Raw genomic sequence first — 17,747 nt, forward strand, 5'->3', positions numbered from 1 at the left:
CGGCTCTTGAGACCGAGAGCGCAAATCGTAGGTTCCACCCAGCTTGATTTTGGTTCGGCTGTTGCAACTGGATTCGAGGTTAACAGAGTTTTTTTAGACACAGGCCAGGCTGCTACCGCCGCTGCTGTTCCCCCACCTTTTTCTTCATGTCATGCAATTCCTTCTCTACCTCTAGCCGCATCTCCAGCCGGCGAAATTCCTCCTCCAACTTATCTTCCTCAAACGGTTTTCCCCAGGGGCTGAAGCCCCAAGCCGGCTCGGCGGCAGTTTTGGCTTGGGCGGCCTTGACTTCTTGCAGCTTGGTTTTCACCTCTTGGCGGCGCCGGGCAATTTGCGGCAGCAGAGCTTCCAGTTGCTGGATTTTCTCCTCCAGAGCCTTCCCTTGGTTGAACAACCGGCTTCCTTTCTCCAAAAGCTCGGCTTCCCGTCGACGCGCCCCTTCGGCCAGGTCGGGGCGGTTGGCCCGCTCGGCTTTTTCGATGCGAAAGTGCCAGGTCTTGATCTCCTCGCCCAGCTTGGCGAGAGCTTCGCTCAGGGCTTGCTTCTGGGCCAAGCTTTCCTGCCGCAGCCGTCGAGTTTCTTCTTCCTGCTGGCGCAACTGCTCGTCGAGGGCTTGCAACTCGATCTCTGGGTGGGCTTTGAGGAATTCCTCTAGGCGGGTCTCCAAAAATCGGATGATATCTTCGATCAATTTCATGGGCCGATCCTCACTGGCCGAGCGCTCAGTTGCGTTTAGGCTAGCGCAAGCCGGCTCGTTCCCGATAGGCCCCCGTTGGATCGCAGCCTAGACCAGCAAATGCCCATCGGCAACGCGGATGATGCGCTGGGCGGCCTGGGCCACTTCCAGGTCATGGGTAACCACGACAAGGGTAATGCCCTGGCGGTGCAGCTCGGCAAAGAGGTTGAGCACTTCCTGGCCGGTGCGGCTGTCCAGGGCTCCTGTAGGCTCGTCAGCCAACAACAGTTGTGGCCGGTTGACGATGGCACGGGCGATGGCCACCCGCTGCTGCTGGCCGCCGGAGAGTTGAGCCGGGCGCTGGTGCAGCTTGCTCCCCAAGCCCACTTGTTCTAAAGCTTGCTTGGCCCGCCGGCGTTGCTCTGGCTCCGGGATCCCGGCGTAGGCCAGGGGCAGCATCACGTTCTCCAGAGCCGTCAAGAGGGGCAGGAGGTGAAACTGCTGGAAGACAAAGCCAATCTTTTGGTTGCGAATCCGGGCCAGCTCCCGATCCGTCAGAGTAGAGACTTCCACGCCGTCCAGCCAGTAGCGCCCTGAGCTGGGCCGATCCAGGCAGCCCATGAGGTTCATCAGGGTGGACTTGCCGGAGCCAGAGGGCCCCATGATGGCGCAATACTCCCCTGCCTCGATCGCCAAGTCGATATCGTAGAGGGCCTGAAAGCTGCCTTCCGGCAGTGGGTAGACTTTGTTCACCCCGACCATTTGCACCACGGGCAGGTGGGGTGTGGTAGGGCGCTCCAGGGATCCGACTAGCCCCTGGCGACGATCTGCCCAGGGTTGTTGCTCAAGCATGGTGGGTACCGCGACTGGCCCCATTCTAGCCTTTGGGCTGCTGGGGCTTCGGGGGCTGACTAACCGGAAGAGCGGATTTCCAGCGGCTGATGGTAGGGACAGCTTCCTTGCGGATCCACCCGGAGGCGGTAGAGGGGGGAGCGCTCTTGGTCGCAGCGAAAGGCTTGGGCTTGTGAGGTTAAGATCTGGCGGGCAAAGCGGCAGTTCTGGCACTTTCTGCCACCGTTATCGGTGGAGGCAGAAGGCTGTTTTGGACGCGGCACGATTCCTGCTGGTGCGGGGGCGGCCCCTGCCGGGCGGATCAGCTCCCGCGGCGAAAGGCCGCGCAACACCAGTTCGGATCCCTGCCAGCGGGCCTCCACCAAGCCAGTCTCAGCCCAGGCGGCCCAGCGGGGATCCTGGGCAATCTGAGGGGGCAGCCGTACCTGTACGCCGGCCAAGGCGCGGGGCGAGCCCTGTTCCTGCCAGATCTCTTCCACCTCCCCCTCGTAGCGCAAGGCGGGATCCCTGGGAAATTCTGACGGCTTGACTTGGGTTTGCAGGCGGCTGTCGGGCAGCTCCAACCAATGGCCGGGTTGGGGGCAGTGGACATGGTAACGGTTGCACAGCTCCGGCAGATCCGCCAGATCCTGCGCCTGCTGGGGGCTGGCGTGCACCAAGACCACATGTTGGGGGCGAAAGGTGTGGACGATCTGGGTCAGATGCCCAACGTCGTTGTGGCTGTGCCAAGCCAGCCACTCCACTCCGATGCGGGAGCGCAGCGGCGCTGGCCATTGGTCAAAGGGGGTGGCCAGCTCCACTTCCGGCAGCCGCACCAGCAGACAGGAGCGCTGCGGCTGGGCCAGCAAGCGCGACCAGATGGGATCCCAGGCTTCAGGCCCGGCATCGGCATCGCACAGCAACAGGCCCTGGGGCAGGGGATCCGCCTCCGTGAGGGGCTGCACCCGCGGCTGCAGGCGGTCTTCCCAGAACAAGGGCTGATAGGTGGCGAAATTGCGCACCGGCTCCGGCAGGTAGGGGAGCAAGCGTTCGTAGAGGTTGCAGCCTGCCGCCAGCCCCGGCGCCACCCACACGGTCAGCTCTTGGGAAGCCTGGGTAAAGCGGTGGTGGGCTTTGAGGAGGAAGAGCAGCTCCTGCCCCAGCCCCAACACCGGCAGCGGAAACAGCACCGTCTGCCCTGCTGCCAAGGCGCTGATCAGACGCTCCAGCAGGCGGTTTTCCAGATGGCGACGGGGCGGATGGCGAGTGGATCCCAGCGAGGCTTCGATGAGCAGCACGTCCGGCTGCCAATGGCGCAAAGCGGTGAGATCCAAGCCGGGGGCAAAGCGGGTTGAGGCCAGGGAACAGTCGCCGGTGTAGACGCAGGTTTGGGCCGGAGTGGTCTGGGTATTTTGCAGCAGGGTTGCCGCTGCTCCCGGCAGGTGCCCGGCTGTGAAAAAGGTGAGCATCAGATGGGGCAGGATCTCTCGTGCCTGGCCAAAGGGCAGTGCCCGAAAGGGAGGAAAGCGAATTTCCCGGTCGTAGCCCGGCCAAACGCCCCGCTCCCACAGGCCGCCCGCCAAGTGGGCGGTCAGGGGAGTGGCATAGATAGGCACCTGCGGGTAGCGACGATAAAAGGCGGGCAGCCCCTGCAGGTGGTCAAAGTGAGCATGGCTGCAGATCACCGCATCCGGGATCCCTGGCAGGGCCTTGAAGAGGGAGGAAGCAGGCAAACCGCAATCGAGGAGCAAGCGGTGGGATCCCATCTCCAGCCAGTAGGCACAGCCCTGCCGGCGGGGATCCGTGCCCAGGGGAAACAGTCGAAGGGGGGGTCTTTCTGACTCCACAGATGTGTTGTTTTTAAGCTAGAAGACCACGCTCAATCCTGCAAACCACAAGGGCGGCTCGGCCAGGGATCGCCCCTCCCCCTCCGTACACCTCCCGGAAAGGCAGGGGCAACCTCTGCCGATCTAGCTATCCTATCCTTCTTCCAGCATAGCTGTTGACCACTTCCGCCGGGGCAGCCGGCCATTTTCTCTATGCTCTCCATGCAACAGCGGAATAATAGGGGGATTTGGCTTTGCGGTGTGCCTGGCTTGGCAGCCCTAGGAGTTGGAGAGCGCATCTGTTGTTTCTTCCGCTGCCGGGTTGTGGCTACGCAAGGCAAAGCCGGCAAAATCGTGATCGTCCGGGCGCACCGTTAGAACCATCAGGTTGTAGAAGGCCCAGACTAGGCCAAACAGCAGCTCTGGCCAGGTTGGATCCCAGTTGCCGGCAAAGCGCAGGGATCCCACCCCCATGGCCAACAACGTCAGCACAATAGCCAGCGCCTGCGGGCCGAGGGAAAGCTGGGACGGCTGTTCGGGGTAGGGGGGCACCCCCCGCACCGCCTGCACCAGCGCCTGGATGGACTGGAAAAACTGGCTGCCCGTCTGCCGCTCCGACTGCCACGCCGCTCCCCACAGCGACGGGGGAAAAGCCAACAGCCAGGTGAGGCGCCCCAGCAGGGCGTAGGGAAGAAACCAGGCAAAGAAGACTCTATCAAAGGCCGGCACCGGCATCCAGCCTGTGCAGAGAAAGAGGATGGGCACCGCCAAATAGGCCAGCTCCGCCACCCCGCCCGCAGCCCAGAGGGCCAGCCACAGGTACTGAAAGCGCTGCTGCTGCGTGGTGGGCTTGCTCCAGAAGGGGTTTTCCCGCAGGGCAGAAAACACCGCCAGCAGAGCGACGCGGCGGTTGCGCAACGGCAACAAAATGCCAGTGACCTGGGCTGGGCGCACTAGGTGGGACTGCCAGCCGCGGCAGTGCATCTGACACCCCAACTGCACAGGGCGGCGAATGTCGATTTGCGGGATCCCCTCCAAAGCTGCCCGCCGAATGAGACAGCCAGATCCCAGCAGCGGCGCCGCCTGGTAGCCCTGGGATCCCACCGCCAAAAGCTGCTGCAGCGGGTGAACCGCCCTGGGCTGGCCCAGGGTGCGCAGCGTTGCCTGCACAAAGCCGGTGGCATTGGCAATCGGGGCCCGCTCCGGAAAGTCGTAAAACAGGGGCAACGTCTGCCACAAAAAATCCGGCTCGACAAAATGGCCGGGATGCAGCAGGAGCAGATATTCTCCCTGGAGCTGGCCGGATCCCAGCATGTAGGCTAGGGGATCGGTCGTGGGGCTTGGGCAAGACCAGTACTCGCAGGGGATGGCCCGCGCCACTTTAGCCATCTCCGCATCTTCCACCCGATCCACAATATGGACAAACAGCCGCTCCCAGGGGTAATCCAGGCGCAGGGCCGAGAGCACCGTCTGCCGGGTCGCTTCCACGGAATCCCGCTGGCGCAGCACCAGCACGTCCACCCGCGGCAGTTGAAAAAACGCCCGCCGCAGCACCTCGGGCGCGGGCACCCCCTCCTGCGGCACCTGGGGATAGCGGCTGAGGATAAAGCCCACCGCCGCCAGCCAAACGTACAGCTCTGCCCCCCAAAACAGAAGGGATCCCAGACCGGTCAGCCCCTCGCTGATGCGCCAGTAGAGGTACGCCACCCCAGCGATAAGGTGGAGCAACCCCACTCCCCGAAACAAGTACACCCGCACAGCCCTGGATCTCACAGGCGCTCCACACAGGATTGGGATTGGGCCAAGCCAGGATCCCCCCTTTGCCCAGCTGCAGGCTGAGGAATGGAACCAGTTGAGCTGTCTTGCCCAGTTGCCCAGCCAGAACGGGAAGCTCACTGCCTATTGGGCAGCCGCCTCAACCGGGTAGACGCTCACCTTTTTCCGCCACTTGCCGTAGCGCTCAAAGGTAACAATGCCGGTGGCCACCGCAAACAAGGTGTCGTCGCCGCCGCGGCGCACGTTCACCCCTGGATGAAACTTGGTGCCCCGCTGTCTCACCAAAATGTAGCCAGGGTGCACCAGCTCGCCGCCAAAGCACTTCACCCCCAGCCGCTTGGCATTGGAGTCGCGACCGTTGCGGGTACTGCCGGTTCCTTTCTTGTGAGCCATAACGCCTCCTCTGCAACTGTGTCGTCGCCAAAGATAAGTTGGGATCCTGAGTTTAGGATCTATTCCTCCGCCGCTGGGATCCCTGTGGTGTCAGTGGTCGCCTCAGAAGTGGATGGCGGAGCAGACTGGGCCGTGGCCAGGGTTGTGCCGTTGAGTTCGATGGACTCGATCAGCACGCGGGTGAGCGGCTGCCGGTGTCCTCTCTTTTTGCGGGTTCCCTTCTTCGGCCTCATCTTGTAGACGATGATTTTGTTGCCGCGGCGGTGCTGCAAGACCCGTGCCCTGACCACTGCCTCGGGAACATACGGATGCCCTAGCGTCACCTGTCCCTCGTGGTTGATTAACAACACCTGGGACAGGGCCAAGGGGCTGTTTTCCTCTGTGCCGGGCAGGCGATCGACGTCGTAAAAGCGCCCTGGCTCTACCCAAAGCTGCTTGCCACTGGTTTCCACAATTGCGTAGGTCATGCCTTTTCCTTGCCGTACAGGTGCCCCTAGGGGTCTTGCAACCTGATCCGAGCATTGACAGCGATTTTTAATCCTAGCGGAAAAACCTGCCCTCTGTCAGCTAGGGCTATTCCCTCACCCCCATCCCCTCTCCCTTTGGGAGAGGGGAGTTGGAGCATCATTCGGTCAGCTTTTCCCAGGCGGCCTGGAGGGCAGCTTGCATGCGCTGGGCGGCGCGGCTAAGGCGCTGCTGCCAGGTTGTCCATTTTTGCTGCAAAAACTCTGCCGCCTCATCGAGCAGGGAGAGGTCGAACTTGCCCCCTTTGGCCAGCTCGTCCCGCACTTGCTTGACCTTGACGCGCACCACCTCCGGCGGATCCTGGGGGCCGACCAGGGATTTGAGGCGATCCCCCATGCGCTGGATGAGCTGCTTGACTTGGCGAGACTTTTCGCTCCAAAAGTTCTTTAGGCCCTCAGTTTCTGATTTGAGGCGCTGCGGCGCATCTTCCTTGACCACCACGGCATCTACGTCGATGGCCTCTACATCCTCCGGCAACAGGACGGCGCGCCCTCCCCAGGGCTCGGCGATGCTGCCCCCCAGGATGTAGGCGGCAATCGTTCCGGTTTCCCAATCGAAGAGAAAATCCTCGATCCAGCCCACCGGCTGATCCCCAATACGCACGGTTCGCCGGTAGAGGGAGCTAAGCGGCGTTGCCGGAGTGGCGAAGACGGTGGAGTAGGTCAGCAGCGCGTCCGGCCCGATGAGAGAGATTTGCTCCAGGGGGGTGTAGCCCTGCTGGCTGGTGAAGTAGCAGACCCGCCCTTGTCCATCGACCCAGATTTCTTCGACAGTGCCCAGGGCCGTGGCAGTGCTGCTATCCAGGGCCAGCAGGCCCACCACTTGGCTGCGTCGGACGACTTGTTCCATAGAGAAGTTCTCCTGACTTGCGGGATTTAAGGGAGATGGAGGCTTGGGCTGCTTAGCCTCCGCGGTAGTAGTGTAGCTGCGCCCTGAGGCGGGCAATTTCCTGGGCCATATCCAAAACCATGGCCGCCCCAACCCAGTTGAGGCCCAAGTCCCGATGCAGGCGGATCATCTGCAGCAGGCGCCGCAGTTGTTGGGGGGTGAGGTAGCTGCTTTGCGCTTCCACCAGCCCCTGCAACAGCAGCCACTCCAGCAGGTGGGTCGGGATCCCGGCTACTTCACTGGCCTGCTCAAAGGTGTAGAGCCGTTCTTCTACCCGCACAATGGCCAAGCTCATAGCCTCACCTCCTGCAAGTAGGCGCGGGGATCCCAGCTCCGATTTTGCCGCAGCTTCTCGTAGAGATCCCGCTCAGTGGGGGAGAGGGATTTGGGCGTGACAACCTTCAGCCGCACCAGCAGGTCGCCCCGCTGCCCTTGGGGATCCCGCCAGCCCTGGCCGCGCAGCCGCAGGGTCTGGCCGCTATCGACGCCGGCGGGGATCTTCAGTTGCACCCGACCGGTGGGGGTGGGGACTTCCGCTGTGCCGCCCAAAACCGCCTCGTCAGGGGTGATGGGCAGCTCGCAGAGCAGGTTGTCGCCGTCGAAGCGGAAGAAGGGGTGCGGGGGCAGCTCCAGGGTGAGGTAGAGATCCCCCCTCGGCCCGCCAAAGGGGCTATATTGGCCTTTACCCTTGACGCGGATGCGGCTGCCCGGTTTGGCGCCGGGAGGAATGCGGATGGTGAGGGTTTCGCCATCCACGCTCAGCCGCTTTTGGGTGCCGTGGAAGGCCTCTGCCCAGGTGAGGCCCAGCGTGGCTTCTACGTCTTGCCCTGGCAGATCCACCGAGACAAACGGCCCAAACCCCGTGGTGAAGCCCTGGAAGCCGCCGCGGCGGGATCCCATGCGGCCCAGAAGCTCGTTGATGAAGTCCTCGAAGCTGGCGTACTGGGCAAATCCCTCCATGCCCGGCCCCGCCGCCGCGCCGCTGCCCACCCGTTGCCAGTACTGGCCAAACTGGTCGTAGCGCCGCCGCTTGTCGGGATCCGAGAGCACCTCGTAGGCTTCGTTGATCTGCTTGAAGCGCTCCTCGGCCGCCTTGTTGCCGGGGTTGACGTCGGGGTGATACTGGCGGGCCAGCTTGCGATAGGCGCGCTTGATCTCCTCTAAAGAGGCATCTCGGCTGACGCCCAGGATCTGGTAGTAGTCCTTGAAATCGCTCGCAGCCATAAGCTCACCCCTACGAAATCAGGTTAAGGCTTTTAGGATACCTTCAGGCTAGAGGTGCAATCGGAAAACCCAGAGCGAGGGAGAAACACTTAGCTCTGTCCTTGCCCCTGAGAGCACTCCCCTAGGGTTTGCGCCTGGAGAAAATCCCCTTGTCGTCTCTTGTGAAAACTTGTTTGACCTTTTCCCAAGCCTTGAGCAGCGCCTGGGTGACCGGGCTGCCCTCTGCCTTGGCCTGGTTATAGGCTTCCACAAAGGTTTGCTGGGCTTCTTCTGAGAGATCGGCGCGGATCTCGGGGGAGATGGTTTCGGGAGTCAGGGATCCCTCTGGCTCGCTGGGCAAGTTCAAGTCGGCAGTGGCCACCTCTTCGCCGCCGGCACTTTGCAGCAGCAAGTAGATTTCGCCCGCTTTTTCCTCCGGCACCTGCACCACCAACAGGAATTCGCCCGCCTGCACCCGCGTCTGGTAGATGGCGGCCTTCTCCTGTGGCATGCCCAGGGCAATGAGGGCGGATCCCAGCCCCGCTCCCAGCGCCCCGTAGAGAGCGCCACCGGTTGCCCCCAGCAGCGCCGCTCCTAGTGGCCCGGCGGCCACCACCGCCCCCAAAAAGGGAATAAACAGCACCCCTACCCCCGTGAGGAGCCCCAGCAGCGATCCAAACAGGGATCCGTAGATGGCGCCGCTGGTCAAGCCATCGAGAACCACATCTTTGCGAGTGATAAAGCCACTAATTTTGGCTTCCGTTTGAAAGTTGCGGCCAATGATGGAGATGCGGTCGTTGGGGATACCGCGGTTGAGCAGGCGCTGGATGCACTCTTGGACTTTGGCTTCTTCTTTGAAAACGGCAGAGACGCACTTTTTGGGGGCTTGGGCGAAGGTATTCATGAAAAAGGCTCCTGTGAAAGTTTTGACCCAAAAGGCTAAGGGAGGTTTTTTGGCAAACTTTTCCCCTCTTTGCCTATGCCGCCTATTATCTCCCTCTGTCGCCCAAGCGGGAGTCGAGGGATCGCGAAACTCCTGGAGCGATCTCCGTACTGAGGAGGCCTGCCCAAGCGCCCCGCGCCGCTGGCCTTCACCCCCAGCCCCTCTCCCAGAGGCACCCTCACCCCCAGCCCCTCTCCCAGAGGGAGAGGGGAGTTGGGAATCGAGGGATCTCACGGCCTAGAGGGATCCAAGACCCTGCCTCAAGCCGCGGCAGACCCCACTCAAAAAGGCAAGATCTAGGGTCTCGAGGGTGTCGCTCAGCTTGTGGTAGTGGGGGTTGCGCAAAAAGGCGGTGTCGGTCACCATAGCCGCAGGGTAGCCCGCATCCCAAAAGGGGGAGTGGTCGCTGAGGCGGGTAACCGGCAGGAACAAACCCCGCTGGCCGGCTGGCAGCCAGCAACACGGGATCCCCACCTGCTGAAAACCGCGCTGCAGCCTAAGCAGATCCCCCAGGGCGGGCCAGTTGCCAATGAGACCGATGTAATCTCCCCGGTCGGGGTAGAGCCGCTCCAGGCCGGCGGGGTAGCGCTGGGATCCGGGCGTGGGATCCCGGTAGCCCAGCATCTCCAGAGAGAGCATCAGCCGCAGGGGCTGGCGCTGTTGTCTGAGAAAGCGGGCGTAGGCCCTGCTGCCTATCATCCCCCGCTCTTCCAGGTCGAAGGCCACCAGCCACAGAGGAGAAGGGGCAGGGTCAGCAGCAAAATGGCGGGCCAACTCCAGCAACACCGCCACGCCGCTGGCGTTGTCGTCGGCGCCGGGGGTAGCAGGCGCGGCGTCGAAGTGGGCCCCGATTAAAATGGGCCTGCGGCTAGGCTGGGATCCCGGCAATTTCAAGATCCAGTTGCGGTGCTGGCAGCCATTGGCCTCAAAGGGGAAGGGCTCCACCGGGCCGCACTCGGAAAGCTGTTTTTGGACATACTGCTCCACCTGCCGATGGCCCAAAGGCGACCAGTCGGGATCGCGGGGCTGAGCTACTTGCTGCAGGTGCTCCCGGAGGCGCTGTTGCAGATTGGGCTCTCGGGTCACTTTTCTTGTCCGGCGAGGGCTTGAGCGTGGACTTGGCGAGCCAGCTCCAGAGTAAAGTGGCTGTGGGATCCCGCCCTTCCCGCCAACACCTGAAACGGCAGCCCAGGCTCCCCTAGGTGATCCAACACCAAAGCCGCTCCCGAAAAGTCTTGCTCCCGCGTATAGTTGTTTACTGTCACCACGGCCGGGACGCCCGCCTGCTGGGCCGAGCGCAGCCCGTTCTCCGAGTCTTCAAAGGCCAGGCACTCCTGGGGGCGCAGCCCCATCTGTTCCAGGGTGTAGCAGTAGATGTCGGGGGCTGGCTTTTTGGCGGGGACAATATCGCCGGCAGCGATCACCTCAAACCAGCTCAGGCTTTCTGGCAGGGTGTGCTCCAGAAGGGCCGTCACGTTTTCGGGCGTGGTGGTGGTGGCGATGGCCAGGCGGATCCCGGCGGCTCTGGCTTCCTGTAAGAGGCGCTTGACGCCGGGGCGCAAAGGGATCCCTCCTTGGGCCAACAGAGCTGTGTAGTGGCGGGTCTTGGCCTGGTGCAGCCGGGCTATTAGACTGGTCAGGTCTTCGCCGGCAGGCAGGGGCGGCTGGCAGGTCTGGACGAAGTGGCGAATGCGCTCTTTGCCGCCGGTGATGGCCAGGAGCTGGCCGTAGAGCTCCACCGACCAGTGCCAGTCCAACCCTGCCTCGGCAAAGGCGGCGTTGAAAGCCACGCGGTGCCCATCCCGCTCCGTATCCGCCAGCGTGCCATCCACATCAAAAATGAACGCCTGCAGTTCCATGCGCATCCCCCGTTCCCACCCCGCCAGCCTCTTGTCAACTGGGCAAGCGACCCTATGCTACCTCATGGTTTGGATGCTCTCAGCCAGGTTCCTGGGAAGGCCAACAAGATGAGAAAATGAGGCACCGGTTATCCAAGTCTCGCCATGAGCTTTGATTTTGACTTGATCATCATCGGTGCTGGCGTCGGCGGCCATGGCGCGGCGCTGCATGCCGTCGAATCCGGCCTCAAAACCGCCATCGTCGAAGGTGCGGAAATGGGCGGCACCTGTATCAACCGCGGCTGCATCCCCTCCAAAGCTCTCCTGGCCGCCTCCGGACGCCTGCGGGAACTGCAACACACCCCTGAGCTGGGCATCCAAGTGGGATCCGTCCAGGCCGACCGAGGAGCCATTGCTGCCCATGCTGCCCAGGTGGTGGAGAAGATCCGCACCGACATGACCCGCTCCCTAGAGAAGCTGGGGGTAACAATCCTGCGGGGGCGGGGCAGGCTGGCGGGGCCACAAACGGTCGAAGTCCAGGAAGAGAAGGGATCCCAGACCTACACGGCGCGGGATGTGATCCTGGCCACGGGTTCTCGACCCTTTGTGCCGCCGGGGATCCAGGTGGATGGCCGCACCGTGTTTACCAGCGACGAGGCGGTGCGGTTGGAGTGGATCCCGGAGCGGCTGGCCATCATCGGCAGCGGCTACATCGGCCAGGAATTTGCCGACGTCTACACGGCGCTGGGATCCCAAGTTATTCTCATCGAGGCGCTGGAGACCCTGATGCCGGCCTTTGACCCCGACATTGCCCGCCTGGCCCAGCGGGTGCTGATTAAACCCCGCCAGATCCAGACCTATGTGGGCGTGCTGGCCAAGCAGGTGATCCCCGGCCAGCCGGTGACGATCCACCTCTCCAACGGGGAGACGCTGCAGGTGGATGGCTGCCTGGTGGCCGCTGGGCGGATCCCGGTCTCAGAAGGGCTGGGCCTGGCGGAGCTGGGGGTTGTTACGGACAAGCGCGGCTTTGTGCCGGTGGATAGCCGCATGGCCACCGAATTGCCCCACCTGTGGGCCATTGGGGATGTGACGGGCAAGATGATGCTGGCCCACGCGGCGGCAGCGCAGGGGCGGGTGGCGGTGGAAAACATCTGTGGCCGCCCTGCCTACATGGATTACCTGAGCATCCCGGCGGCGGTGTTCACCCATCCGGAGATGGGCTTTGTGGGGCTAACCGAGCCGCAGGCCAAAGCCGAGGGCTATAGCGTAGGCACGGTGCGCACCTACTTTGGCGGCAACTCCAAGGCCATTGCTGCTGGCGAGACTGAGGGCATGGTGAAGCTGGTCTTTGATAAAGAGACGGGCCTCTTGCTGGGATCCCACATTTTTGGGCCGCATGCCGCCGATCTCATCCACGAGGCAGCCCAGGCCATCGCCCGCCGCGCCACGGTGCAAGAGCTGGCCCGCCTGGTGCATGTTCACCCCACCTTGGCAGAGACGCTGGAAGAAGCTTACCGGCGAGCTGCCCACAGCTTGGCAGTGGCCTAGCCAGCAGGTTTCCCCTCCAGCCCTTGAGAAAGCCATAGGATTGGGAGGGAAGTACGCAGGAGGAAGTCCTCTTGGTTACCGAAGCCGAGATTACACGGGCAGTGCAAGCCCAGTACGAAACCTTCCCCTATCCCCCTATTCCTTACGACCAGCCCTTTGAGGGCTTTTCCAGCCTGGGCAGCTATACCTTGGCCCAATATGCCCGCACCCGCACCTTGCAAGAGCCCACTGGGGCCAGGTTTTTGGTGGCCGGCTGCGGCACTGGTTGGGAGATGCACGTCATCGCCGCCAGCAACCCCGGATATGGCGCCGTGGTAGGGATCGACCTCAGCCGCCCAGCCCTGGAGATTGCCCAGAAGCGGATCAAGTACCACGGCCTGCGCAACTGCTCGGTGCATTATGGGGATCTCATGGATCCCTCCACCTGGCCGGAGGGAAGCTTTGACATGATCAGCTCCTACGGGGTAATCCACCACACCGCCGATCCCGTCAAGGCCCTAAAGAACTTGGCCTCGCGCCTGGCTCCCGACGGGGTAATGGCCCTGATGCTCTACAACCGTTCTGGTCGTTGGCACCTCTACCGCATTCGCCGCGCTCTGGAGCTGCTGGGGATTACCCCACCGGCCACGCCGGAAAAGATCGAATTTGTGCGGCAATTATTAAAGGCAGCCCATCCCAATTCCCTGCTGGCCCGGCACGCCAAGGCCCACGAAGAGTACTACTTACCAGATGAAAACATCGTCGATAACTTCTTCCACGCCAACGACATCCCCTTTGACATTGGCGAGATCCCCGACCTGGTGGCCCAGGCGGGACTGGAGTTTATCGATGTCGCCCCCTACTTGGACTATTGGAACGCCAGGCCCTTGATTGCCGCCACCCACCCGGAGTTCCACCGCCGCTACGAGGCCCTTGCCCGCATTGACCAACTGCGGGTCATCGAGTACCTGGAGCCCCTCTACCACACGCAAAATCTCTTTTGGTGCTGCCACCAGGGCAAAAAGTTGGCCCATTGGGATCCCTTTACTCCCGAGTTTTTCCAAAGCTCCCGTTGGCAGCTCAACCCCCTCTTTCTCCAGTACGGCAAGGTGCGCTACTGGGATCAAAAGATCCCCTTTTCGGATCTGCTGGGCAAAGTGGATCCGGCCCAGATCGTGACCCAAAAGATGGACATCTTCTGGCCCATCGCCCGCATCCCGGGCAAGATGATCGCTTCTAGCCGCTACCAGGTGGTGGAGCTGCTGCTGCCATTGGCCAAGCAAGCTCGTTCCGGCGCCGAGATCTTGGCCGACCATCGCGAGAGAGCCGGCCACGTCCTCCGCCTCTTCCAGCAGTGGGAAGCCGACCGGCTGGTTCTAAGAGTTGCTCCCTAACTCCCCTCTCCCTTTGGGAGAGGGGCTGGGGGTGAGGGCTAAGCAGGCTGTCGGCCCCCCACAATGGCACGGCAGCGAATGTAGGGCCCGCCGGCATCCACCTTGGCTGGCTGGCCCTTGCCACAGTGGCCGGATCCGAGATCCCAAAGGAAATCTCGCGACACAGCGTCCACTGACTGCAACACCTCAAAGGCATTGCCGGTGATGGTGACTCCCCGCAATAGCTCCGCCAGCTTGCCATTGCGAATGCGGTAGGCCCGCTCCACGCCAAACATGAACTCGCCCGTGGAGTCCGCTTGCCCGTTTCTGGCCCCATCCAGGAAGTAGCCGTCGGGAGTGCTGGCGATGATCTCCTCCAATGTCTGGGATCCCGGCTCGAGATAGGTGTTGCGCATGCGGATGAGCGGCTCATCGGCGTACTCCCAGGCGCGGGCATTGCCGGTGGGCTCGACGCCGAAGTGGGCAGCCGTTTCGCGGTTGTGCAGGTAGCTCACCAGGATGCCGTTCTGGATGATGGTGGTGGTTTGGGTGGGGACGCCCTCATCGTCCACAGGCAGCGTTCCCCCTGCCCCCGGCATAAATTCAGAACGGCCAGAGTCCTTGAGAGTAACCAGCTCGCTGGCCACCCGCTGCCCCAGCTTGCCGGCTGCCACCGAGCCGGCCAAGACAAAATCCGCCTCGACCGTGTGGCCAATGGCCTCGTGCACCAGCAGCCCCACGATGGAAGGGGACAAGATGACCGTGGCCCATCCCCCCTCAGCATAGCCTGCAGAGAGGAGATCGACGGCTGTGGCAGCCGCCTTCTCCGCCATCTGCAAGGGATCCGCCCGAAAAAGGCAATCCCACCCCCCCGTCACGCCAATGGACTCAGTACCGCTGCTTAGTTGGCCATCCGCCTCGGCCACCGCCTGGATCCGCAGCTCAGGGCGCACCAGCCGGAAGGCCACATCCGCCCCATCCGTAGTAACAATGGCTTTTTCCTCGTAGATCTCGTTGTAAGTGCAACTGGCGGAGGTGATGCGGGCGGAAGACTTGCGCGCCTGGGCTTCTGTTTCCAGAGCCAACTGGATCTTGGCCTCCAGGGGTTTGTTGACCACCTCCTCCACGCCGGGCTCGCAGAACTCCCCCTGGGCCAGGGATACGCTGGGCAAAGCCTTCAGCTTCTGCCTGCGGCAGTCGGCGCTGGCGCGGGCCGCTTGCTGAGCTTCGGCAATGGCCTTGCGAATGGCTGCTGGCGAGGGATCCCCGGTGGCGGCAAAGCCCCAGGTGCCGGCTTCTAGCACCCGCACCCCCACACCTGAGCGCCGTCGAACCGCTGTGCGCTCAATGCGCCCCTTTTCCGCCGTGACACTGCGAAAGACTTTGCTGTGGTAGCGCAGTTCCACAAAGCCAGAATAGTCTCGAAGGATGTCGCGCAGCAGATCTCGCATGGCAATGAGGCGGGAAGGCCGTACTCACTCCAGCATAGCTTTGTTTTCGCCTGAATCCTCCGCCAGCTGGGGCGGCTGCCACTTCAGCACCAAGGTTGAAAGAGGGGGCAGGCAGAGCTCAAGCGAGTAGGGCAGGTTGTGGTAGGGCCAGTCATCCGTCCACTTGCCCCCTAGGTTGCCAACCCCGCTACCCCAGAACTCTACCGCGTCGCTGTTGAGCAGTTCCCGGTAAAACCCTCGCTGCGGCACGCCAATGCGGTAATTCGGCCAAACCACCGGCGTAAAGTTACAGACTACCACTAGCCACTCCCTGGGATCCTCCCCATATCGGATAAAGGAGATAATGCCCCGATGGTCGCTGCAGTCAATCCAGCGGAACCCTTCTGGCTTGGTGTCTTGAGTGTAGAGAGCTGGCTGCGAGCGCAATAGATGGTTGAGGGTGGCTACGTAGTGGCGCAGCTTGGCGTGGGGCTCATACTGCAGCAGCTCCCAGTCTAGATCTGCCCAAACATTCCACTCGTTCCACTGGCCAAACTCCATGCCCATGAACAGGGTTTTCTTGCCAGGGTGAGTGAACATGTAGCCGTAGAGGGCCCGCAAACTGGCAAACTTGTGCCACATATCCCCTGGCATTTTGCCCAACATGTGGCTTTTGCCGTGCACTACCTCATCGTGGGAAAAAGCCAGCATGTAATTTTCACTGAAGGCATACATGAGGCTGAAAGTCACTAGGTTGTGATGGAACTGGCGGAACCAGGGATCCATGCGGAAATAATCCAGCATGTCGTGCATCCAGCCCATGTTCCACTTGAGGTTAAAGCCCAGACCACCCACATGGGTTGGCCAGGTTACCATTGGCCAGGCAGTGGATTCCTCGGCAATGGAAAGAACGCCAGGGTAGTACTTGAAAATAAGGGTGTTGAGCTGGCGAAAAAAGTCGATGGCCTCCAGGTGTTCTCGCCCGCCGTAGCAGTTGGGGATCCATTCTTTGCGGTCGTAGTCCAGATAGAGCATTGAGGCCACCGCATCCACCCGAAGGCCGTCGATGTGGTATTTGTCAAACCAAAAGAGGGCATTGGCTATTAGATAGTTGCGCACCTCGTTGCGGCCGTAGTTGAAAACCAAAGTGCCCCAGCCCTTGTGCTCGCCCTTGCGGGGGTCGGCATATTCGTAGAGGTGGGTACCGTCAAAAAAGGCCAGCCCATGCCCATCTTTGGGGAAATGCCCCGGCACCCAATCGACAATGACGCCGATCCCTTCCTGGTGGGCGCGATCGACAAAGTACATGAAGTCTTGGGGCGAGCCGTAGCGGGAGGTTACCGCGTAGTAGCCAATAACCTGGTAGCCCCAGGAGCCGTCGAAGGGGTGCTCGGCCACGGGTAAGAGCTCGATGTGGGTAAAGCCCAGCTCCTTGACATAGGGGATCAATTTGTCCGCCAGCTCCCGGTAGGTAAGAAAGCGGGTGTTGGGCTTTTGCTCCACCGGCACCAGGTGCCCCTCAGCGGGGGGGTCTTCCGTGGAAGCGTGCATCCAGGATCCCAAATGCACCTCGTACACCGAGATGGGCGAGCGCAGGGGGTCGGTGGCAGCCCGCTTTTCCAGCCACTCCTGGTCGTGCCAGGTATAGGTGTGGAGGTCGGCTACAATTGAGCCGGTTTTGGGTCGCACCTCCTGCTGAAAGCCATAGGGATCTGACTTTTCGTAGATATCCCCCCAGGCAGTTTTCACCTCGTACTTGTAGACGGCTCCTGGCCCAACACCAGGGATGAACACCGCCCAGATGCCGCTTTCGCCCAGCCGCTTCATCTGGTGTTGGCGGCCATCCCAGTGGTTGAAGTCGCCAATGACACTGACATTGCGGGCGTTGGGAGCCCAGACGGCAAAGTGGACTCCCTGAACCCCATCTACGCTGATGGGATGAGCGCCCAACTTCTCGTAGATGCGGTGGTGGTTGCCCTCGTTGAAGAGGTAGCGATCCAGCTCACCGATGTGGTTGACCTTCTCCAGGGGAAAGCGATAGGGATCCTCCCACTCTTCCAAGTGCTGGCCCTCCGGATCCCAGACCCGCTGCGCCCGCAGAAAGTAGTCTGGAACCGGCGTGCCAGGCGCAAAGCACAGCTCAAACAACGTTTCTGGATGCAGCGGCTGCATGGGGTAGGCCTGCCCAGTGGCGCGTTCTACCAACCAAACCTGTTTGGCATTGGGCACCAGGGCCCGCACCAGCCAGAAGGACGTCTCCCCCTGCTCTATCTGCTGCGGCCCCAAAACAGCATAGGGATCCTGCCACTGGTTGGTGACGAACTGAAGCACTTGTTCGGCAGACAGGAGAAAGCCCATCGGCAAGCTTCAACAAAGCAACAATCTCAGTCTAGCGGTCGTCGGCTGCCGCTTTTGGCAGCTCGTGACATCCTCTCCCGCTAAGCCCTGACGGGCTGTAGACGAGAGCTTCCGAGAATCACTTCTCGGAGTTGCTGCTTCAACGGACTGGTAAACCAGG

Annotated in this window: 16 protein-coding genes; 2 read left to right on the forward strand and 14 right to left on the reverse strand. The window is 62.0% G+C overall.

Annotation, left to right across the window (positions count from 1 at the left end):
- Positions 1-112: 112 nt before the first annotated feature.
- The 12 genes from GG26_RS07180 to GG26_RS07235 form a co-directional block, all read right to left on the reverse strand.
- Positions 113-697, reverse strand: coding sequence for a TIGR04376 family protein (locus tag GG26_RS07180; protein ID WP_011430861.1), 585 nt, complete (start codon positions 695-697; stop codon positions 113-115).
- Positions 698-784: 87 nt separating this feature from the next.
- Positions 785-1,528, reverse strand: a complete 744-nt coding sequence (locus tag GG26_RS07185) for an ABC transporter ATP-binding protein (protein WP_011430862.1) — start codon at positions 1,526-1,528, stop codon at positions 785-787.
- A 59-nt stretch (positions 1,529-1,587) separates the two neighbouring features.
- The gene (locus GG26_RS07190) at positions 1,588-3,354 is read right to left on the reverse strand and encodes an MBL fold metallo-hydrolase (protein WP_414389633.1); all 1,767 of its coding nucleotides are present in this window, start codon (positions 3,352-3,354) and stop codon (positions 1,588-1,590) included.
- Between the two features lie 258 nt (positions 3,355-3,612).
- Positions 3,613-5,106 carry a cellulose synthase gene (locus GG26_RS07195; RefSeq protein ID WP_099813010.1) on the reverse strand — a complete coding sequence of 498 codons (1,494 nt, stop codon included), beginning with the start codon at positions 5,104-5,106 and terminating at the stop codon, positions 3,613-3,615.
- Positions 5,107-5,232: 126 nt separating this feature from the next.
- Positions 5,233-5,502, reverse strand: a complete 270-nt coding sequence (gene rpmA, locus GG26_RS07200; protein ID WP_011430865.1) for a 50S ribosomal protein L27 — start codon at positions 5,500-5,502, stop codon at positions 5,233-5,235.
- A gap of 59 nt (positions 5,503-5,561) precedes the next feature.
- On the reverse strand, positions 5,562-5,969 hold the full coding sequence (gene rplU, locus GG26_RS07205) for a 50S ribosomal protein L21 (protein WP_011430866.1): 408 nt from the start codon (positions 5,967-5,969) through the stop codon (positions 5,562-5,564).
- Between the two features lie 157 nt (positions 5,970-6,126).
- Positions 6,127-6,876, reverse strand: coding sequence for a photosystem reaction center subunit H (locus tag GG26_RS07210; protein ID WP_011430867.1), 750 nt, complete (start codon positions 6,874-6,876; stop codon positions 6,127-6,129).
- Between the two features lie 52 nt (positions 6,877-6,928).
- Positions 6,929-7,210 carry a chaperone modulator CbpM gene (locus GG26_RS07215; protein WP_011430868.1) on the reverse strand — a complete coding sequence of 94 codons (282 nt, stop codon included), beginning with the start codon at positions 7,208-7,210 and terminating at the stop codon, positions 6,929-6,931.
- Positions 7,207-8,139, reverse strand: a complete 933-nt coding sequence (locus GG26_RS07220) for a DnaJ C-terminal domain-containing protein (protein ID WP_011430869.1) — start codon at positions 8,137-8,139, stop codon at positions 7,207-7,209. The genes GG26_RS07215 and GG26_RS07220 overlap by 4 nt, the downstream gene beginning before the upstream one ends.
- Positions 8,140-8,260: 121 nt before the next feature.
- Positions 8,261-9,022 (reverse strand): ChaB family protein, encoded by a 762-nt coding sequence (locus tag GG26_RS07225; RefSeq protein WP_011430870.1) that lies wholly within the window; start codon positions 9,020-9,022, stop codon positions 8,261-8,263.
- Positions 9,023-9,298: 276 nt separating this feature from the next.
- Complete coding sequence (locus GG26_RS07230; RefSeq protein WP_414389640.1) at positions 9,299-10,147, reverse strand: M28 family peptidase; 849 nt, start codon at positions 10,145-10,147, stop codon at positions 9,299-9,301.
- The gene (locus GG26_RS07235) at positions 10,144-10,920 is read right to left on the reverse strand and encodes an HAD family hydrolase (protein WP_011430872.1); all 777 of its coding nucleotides are present in this window, start codon (positions 10,918-10,920) and stop codon (positions 10,144-10,146) included. Before GG26_RS07235 ends, GG26_RS07230 begins: the two co-directional genes overlap by 4 nt.
- A 144-nt stretch (positions 10,921-11,064) precedes the next feature.
- Between GG26_RS07235 and lpdA the strand changes: the two genes are divergently transcribed.
- On the forward strand, positions 11,065-12,447 hold the full coding sequence (gene lpdA, locus GG26_RS07240; protein ID WP_414389643.1) for a dihydrolipoyl dehydrogenase: 1,383 nt from the start codon (positions 11,065-11,067) through the stop codon (positions 12,445-12,447).
- 71 nt (positions 12,448-12,518) lie between these two features.
- Complete coding sequence (locus GG26_RS07245) at positions 12,519-13,820, forward strand: class I SAM-dependent methyltransferase (RefSeq protein WP_414389645.1); 1,302 nt, start codon at positions 12,519-12,521, stop codon at positions 13,818-13,820.
- Positions 13,821-13,858: 38 nt separating this feature from the next.
- On the opposite strand, the gene GG26_RS07250 is transcribed toward GG26_RS07245, so the two are convergent.
- Positions 13,859-15,250, reverse strand: coding sequence for a TldD/PmbA family protein (locus GG26_RS07250; RefSeq protein WP_414389648.1), 1,392 nt, complete (start codon positions 15,248-15,250; stop codon positions 13,859-13,861).
- 24 nt (positions 15,251-15,274) lie between these two features.
- Entirely contained in the window at positions 15,275-17,587 is a 2,313-nt protein-coding gene (glgB, locus tag GG26_RS07255; RefSeq protein ID WP_414389651.1) for a 1,4-alpha-glucan branching protein GlgB, read from the reverse strand.
- Between the last annotated feature and the right edge of the window lie 160 nt (positions 17,588-17,747).

This window comes from Synechococcus sp. 'PEA 65AY6A-5F PE A' (assembly GCF_047462575.1).
GTDB lineage: Bacteria > Cyanobacteriota > Cyanobacteriia > Thermostichales > Thermostichaceae > Thermostichus.

Bases quoted from the DNA above. Each gene is read 5' to 3' on its own strand.
- GG26_RS07235 (WP_011430872.1), bottom strand. From the start codon at position 10,920: ATGGAACTGCAGGCGTTCATTTTTGATGTGGATGGCACGCTGGCGGAT.
- rpmA (WP_011430865.1), bottom strand. From the start codon at position 5,502: ATGGCTCACAAGAAAGGAACCGGCAGTACCCGCAACGGTCGCGACTCC.
- GG26_RS07250 (WP_414389648.1), bottom strand. From the start codon at position 15,250: ATGCGAGATCTGCTGCGCGACATCCTTCGAGACTATTCTGGCTTTGTG.
- lpdA (WP_414389643.1), top strand. From the start codon at position 11,065: ATGAGCTTTGATTTTGACTTGATCATCATCGGTGCTGGCGTCGGCGGC.
- rplU (WP_011430866.1), bottom strand. From the start codon at position 5,969: ATGACCTACGCAATTGTGGAAACCAGTGGCAAGCAGCTTTGGGTAGAG.
- GG26_RS07210 (WP_011430867.1), bottom strand. From the start codon at position 6,876: ATGGAACAAGTCGTCCGACGCAGCCAAGTGGTGGGCCTGCTGGCCCTG.
- glgB (WP_414389651.1), bottom strand. From the start codon at position 17,587: ATGGGCTTTCTCCTGTCTGCCGAACAAGTGCTTCAGTTCGTCACCAAC.
- GG26_RS07180 (WP_011430861.1), bottom strand. From the start codon at position 697: ATGAAATTGATCGAAGATATCATCCGATTTTTGGAGACCCGCCTAGAG.
- GG26_RS07185 (WP_011430862.1), bottom strand. From the start codon at position 1,528: ATGCTTGAGCAACAACCCTGGGCAGATCGTCGCCAGGGGCTAGTCGGA.
- GG26_RS07225 (WP_011430870.1), bottom strand. From the start codon at position 9,022: ATGAATACCTTCGCCCAAGCCCCCAAAAAGTGCGTCTCTGCCGTTTTC.
- GG26_RS07220 (WP_011430869.1), bottom strand. From the start codon at position 8,139: ATGGCTGCGAGCGATTTCAAGGACTACTACCAGATCCTGGGCGTCAGC.
- GG26_RS07215 (WP_011430868.1), bottom strand. From the start codon at position 7,210: ATGAGCTTGGCCATTGTGCGGGTAGAAGAACGGCTCTACACCTTTGAG.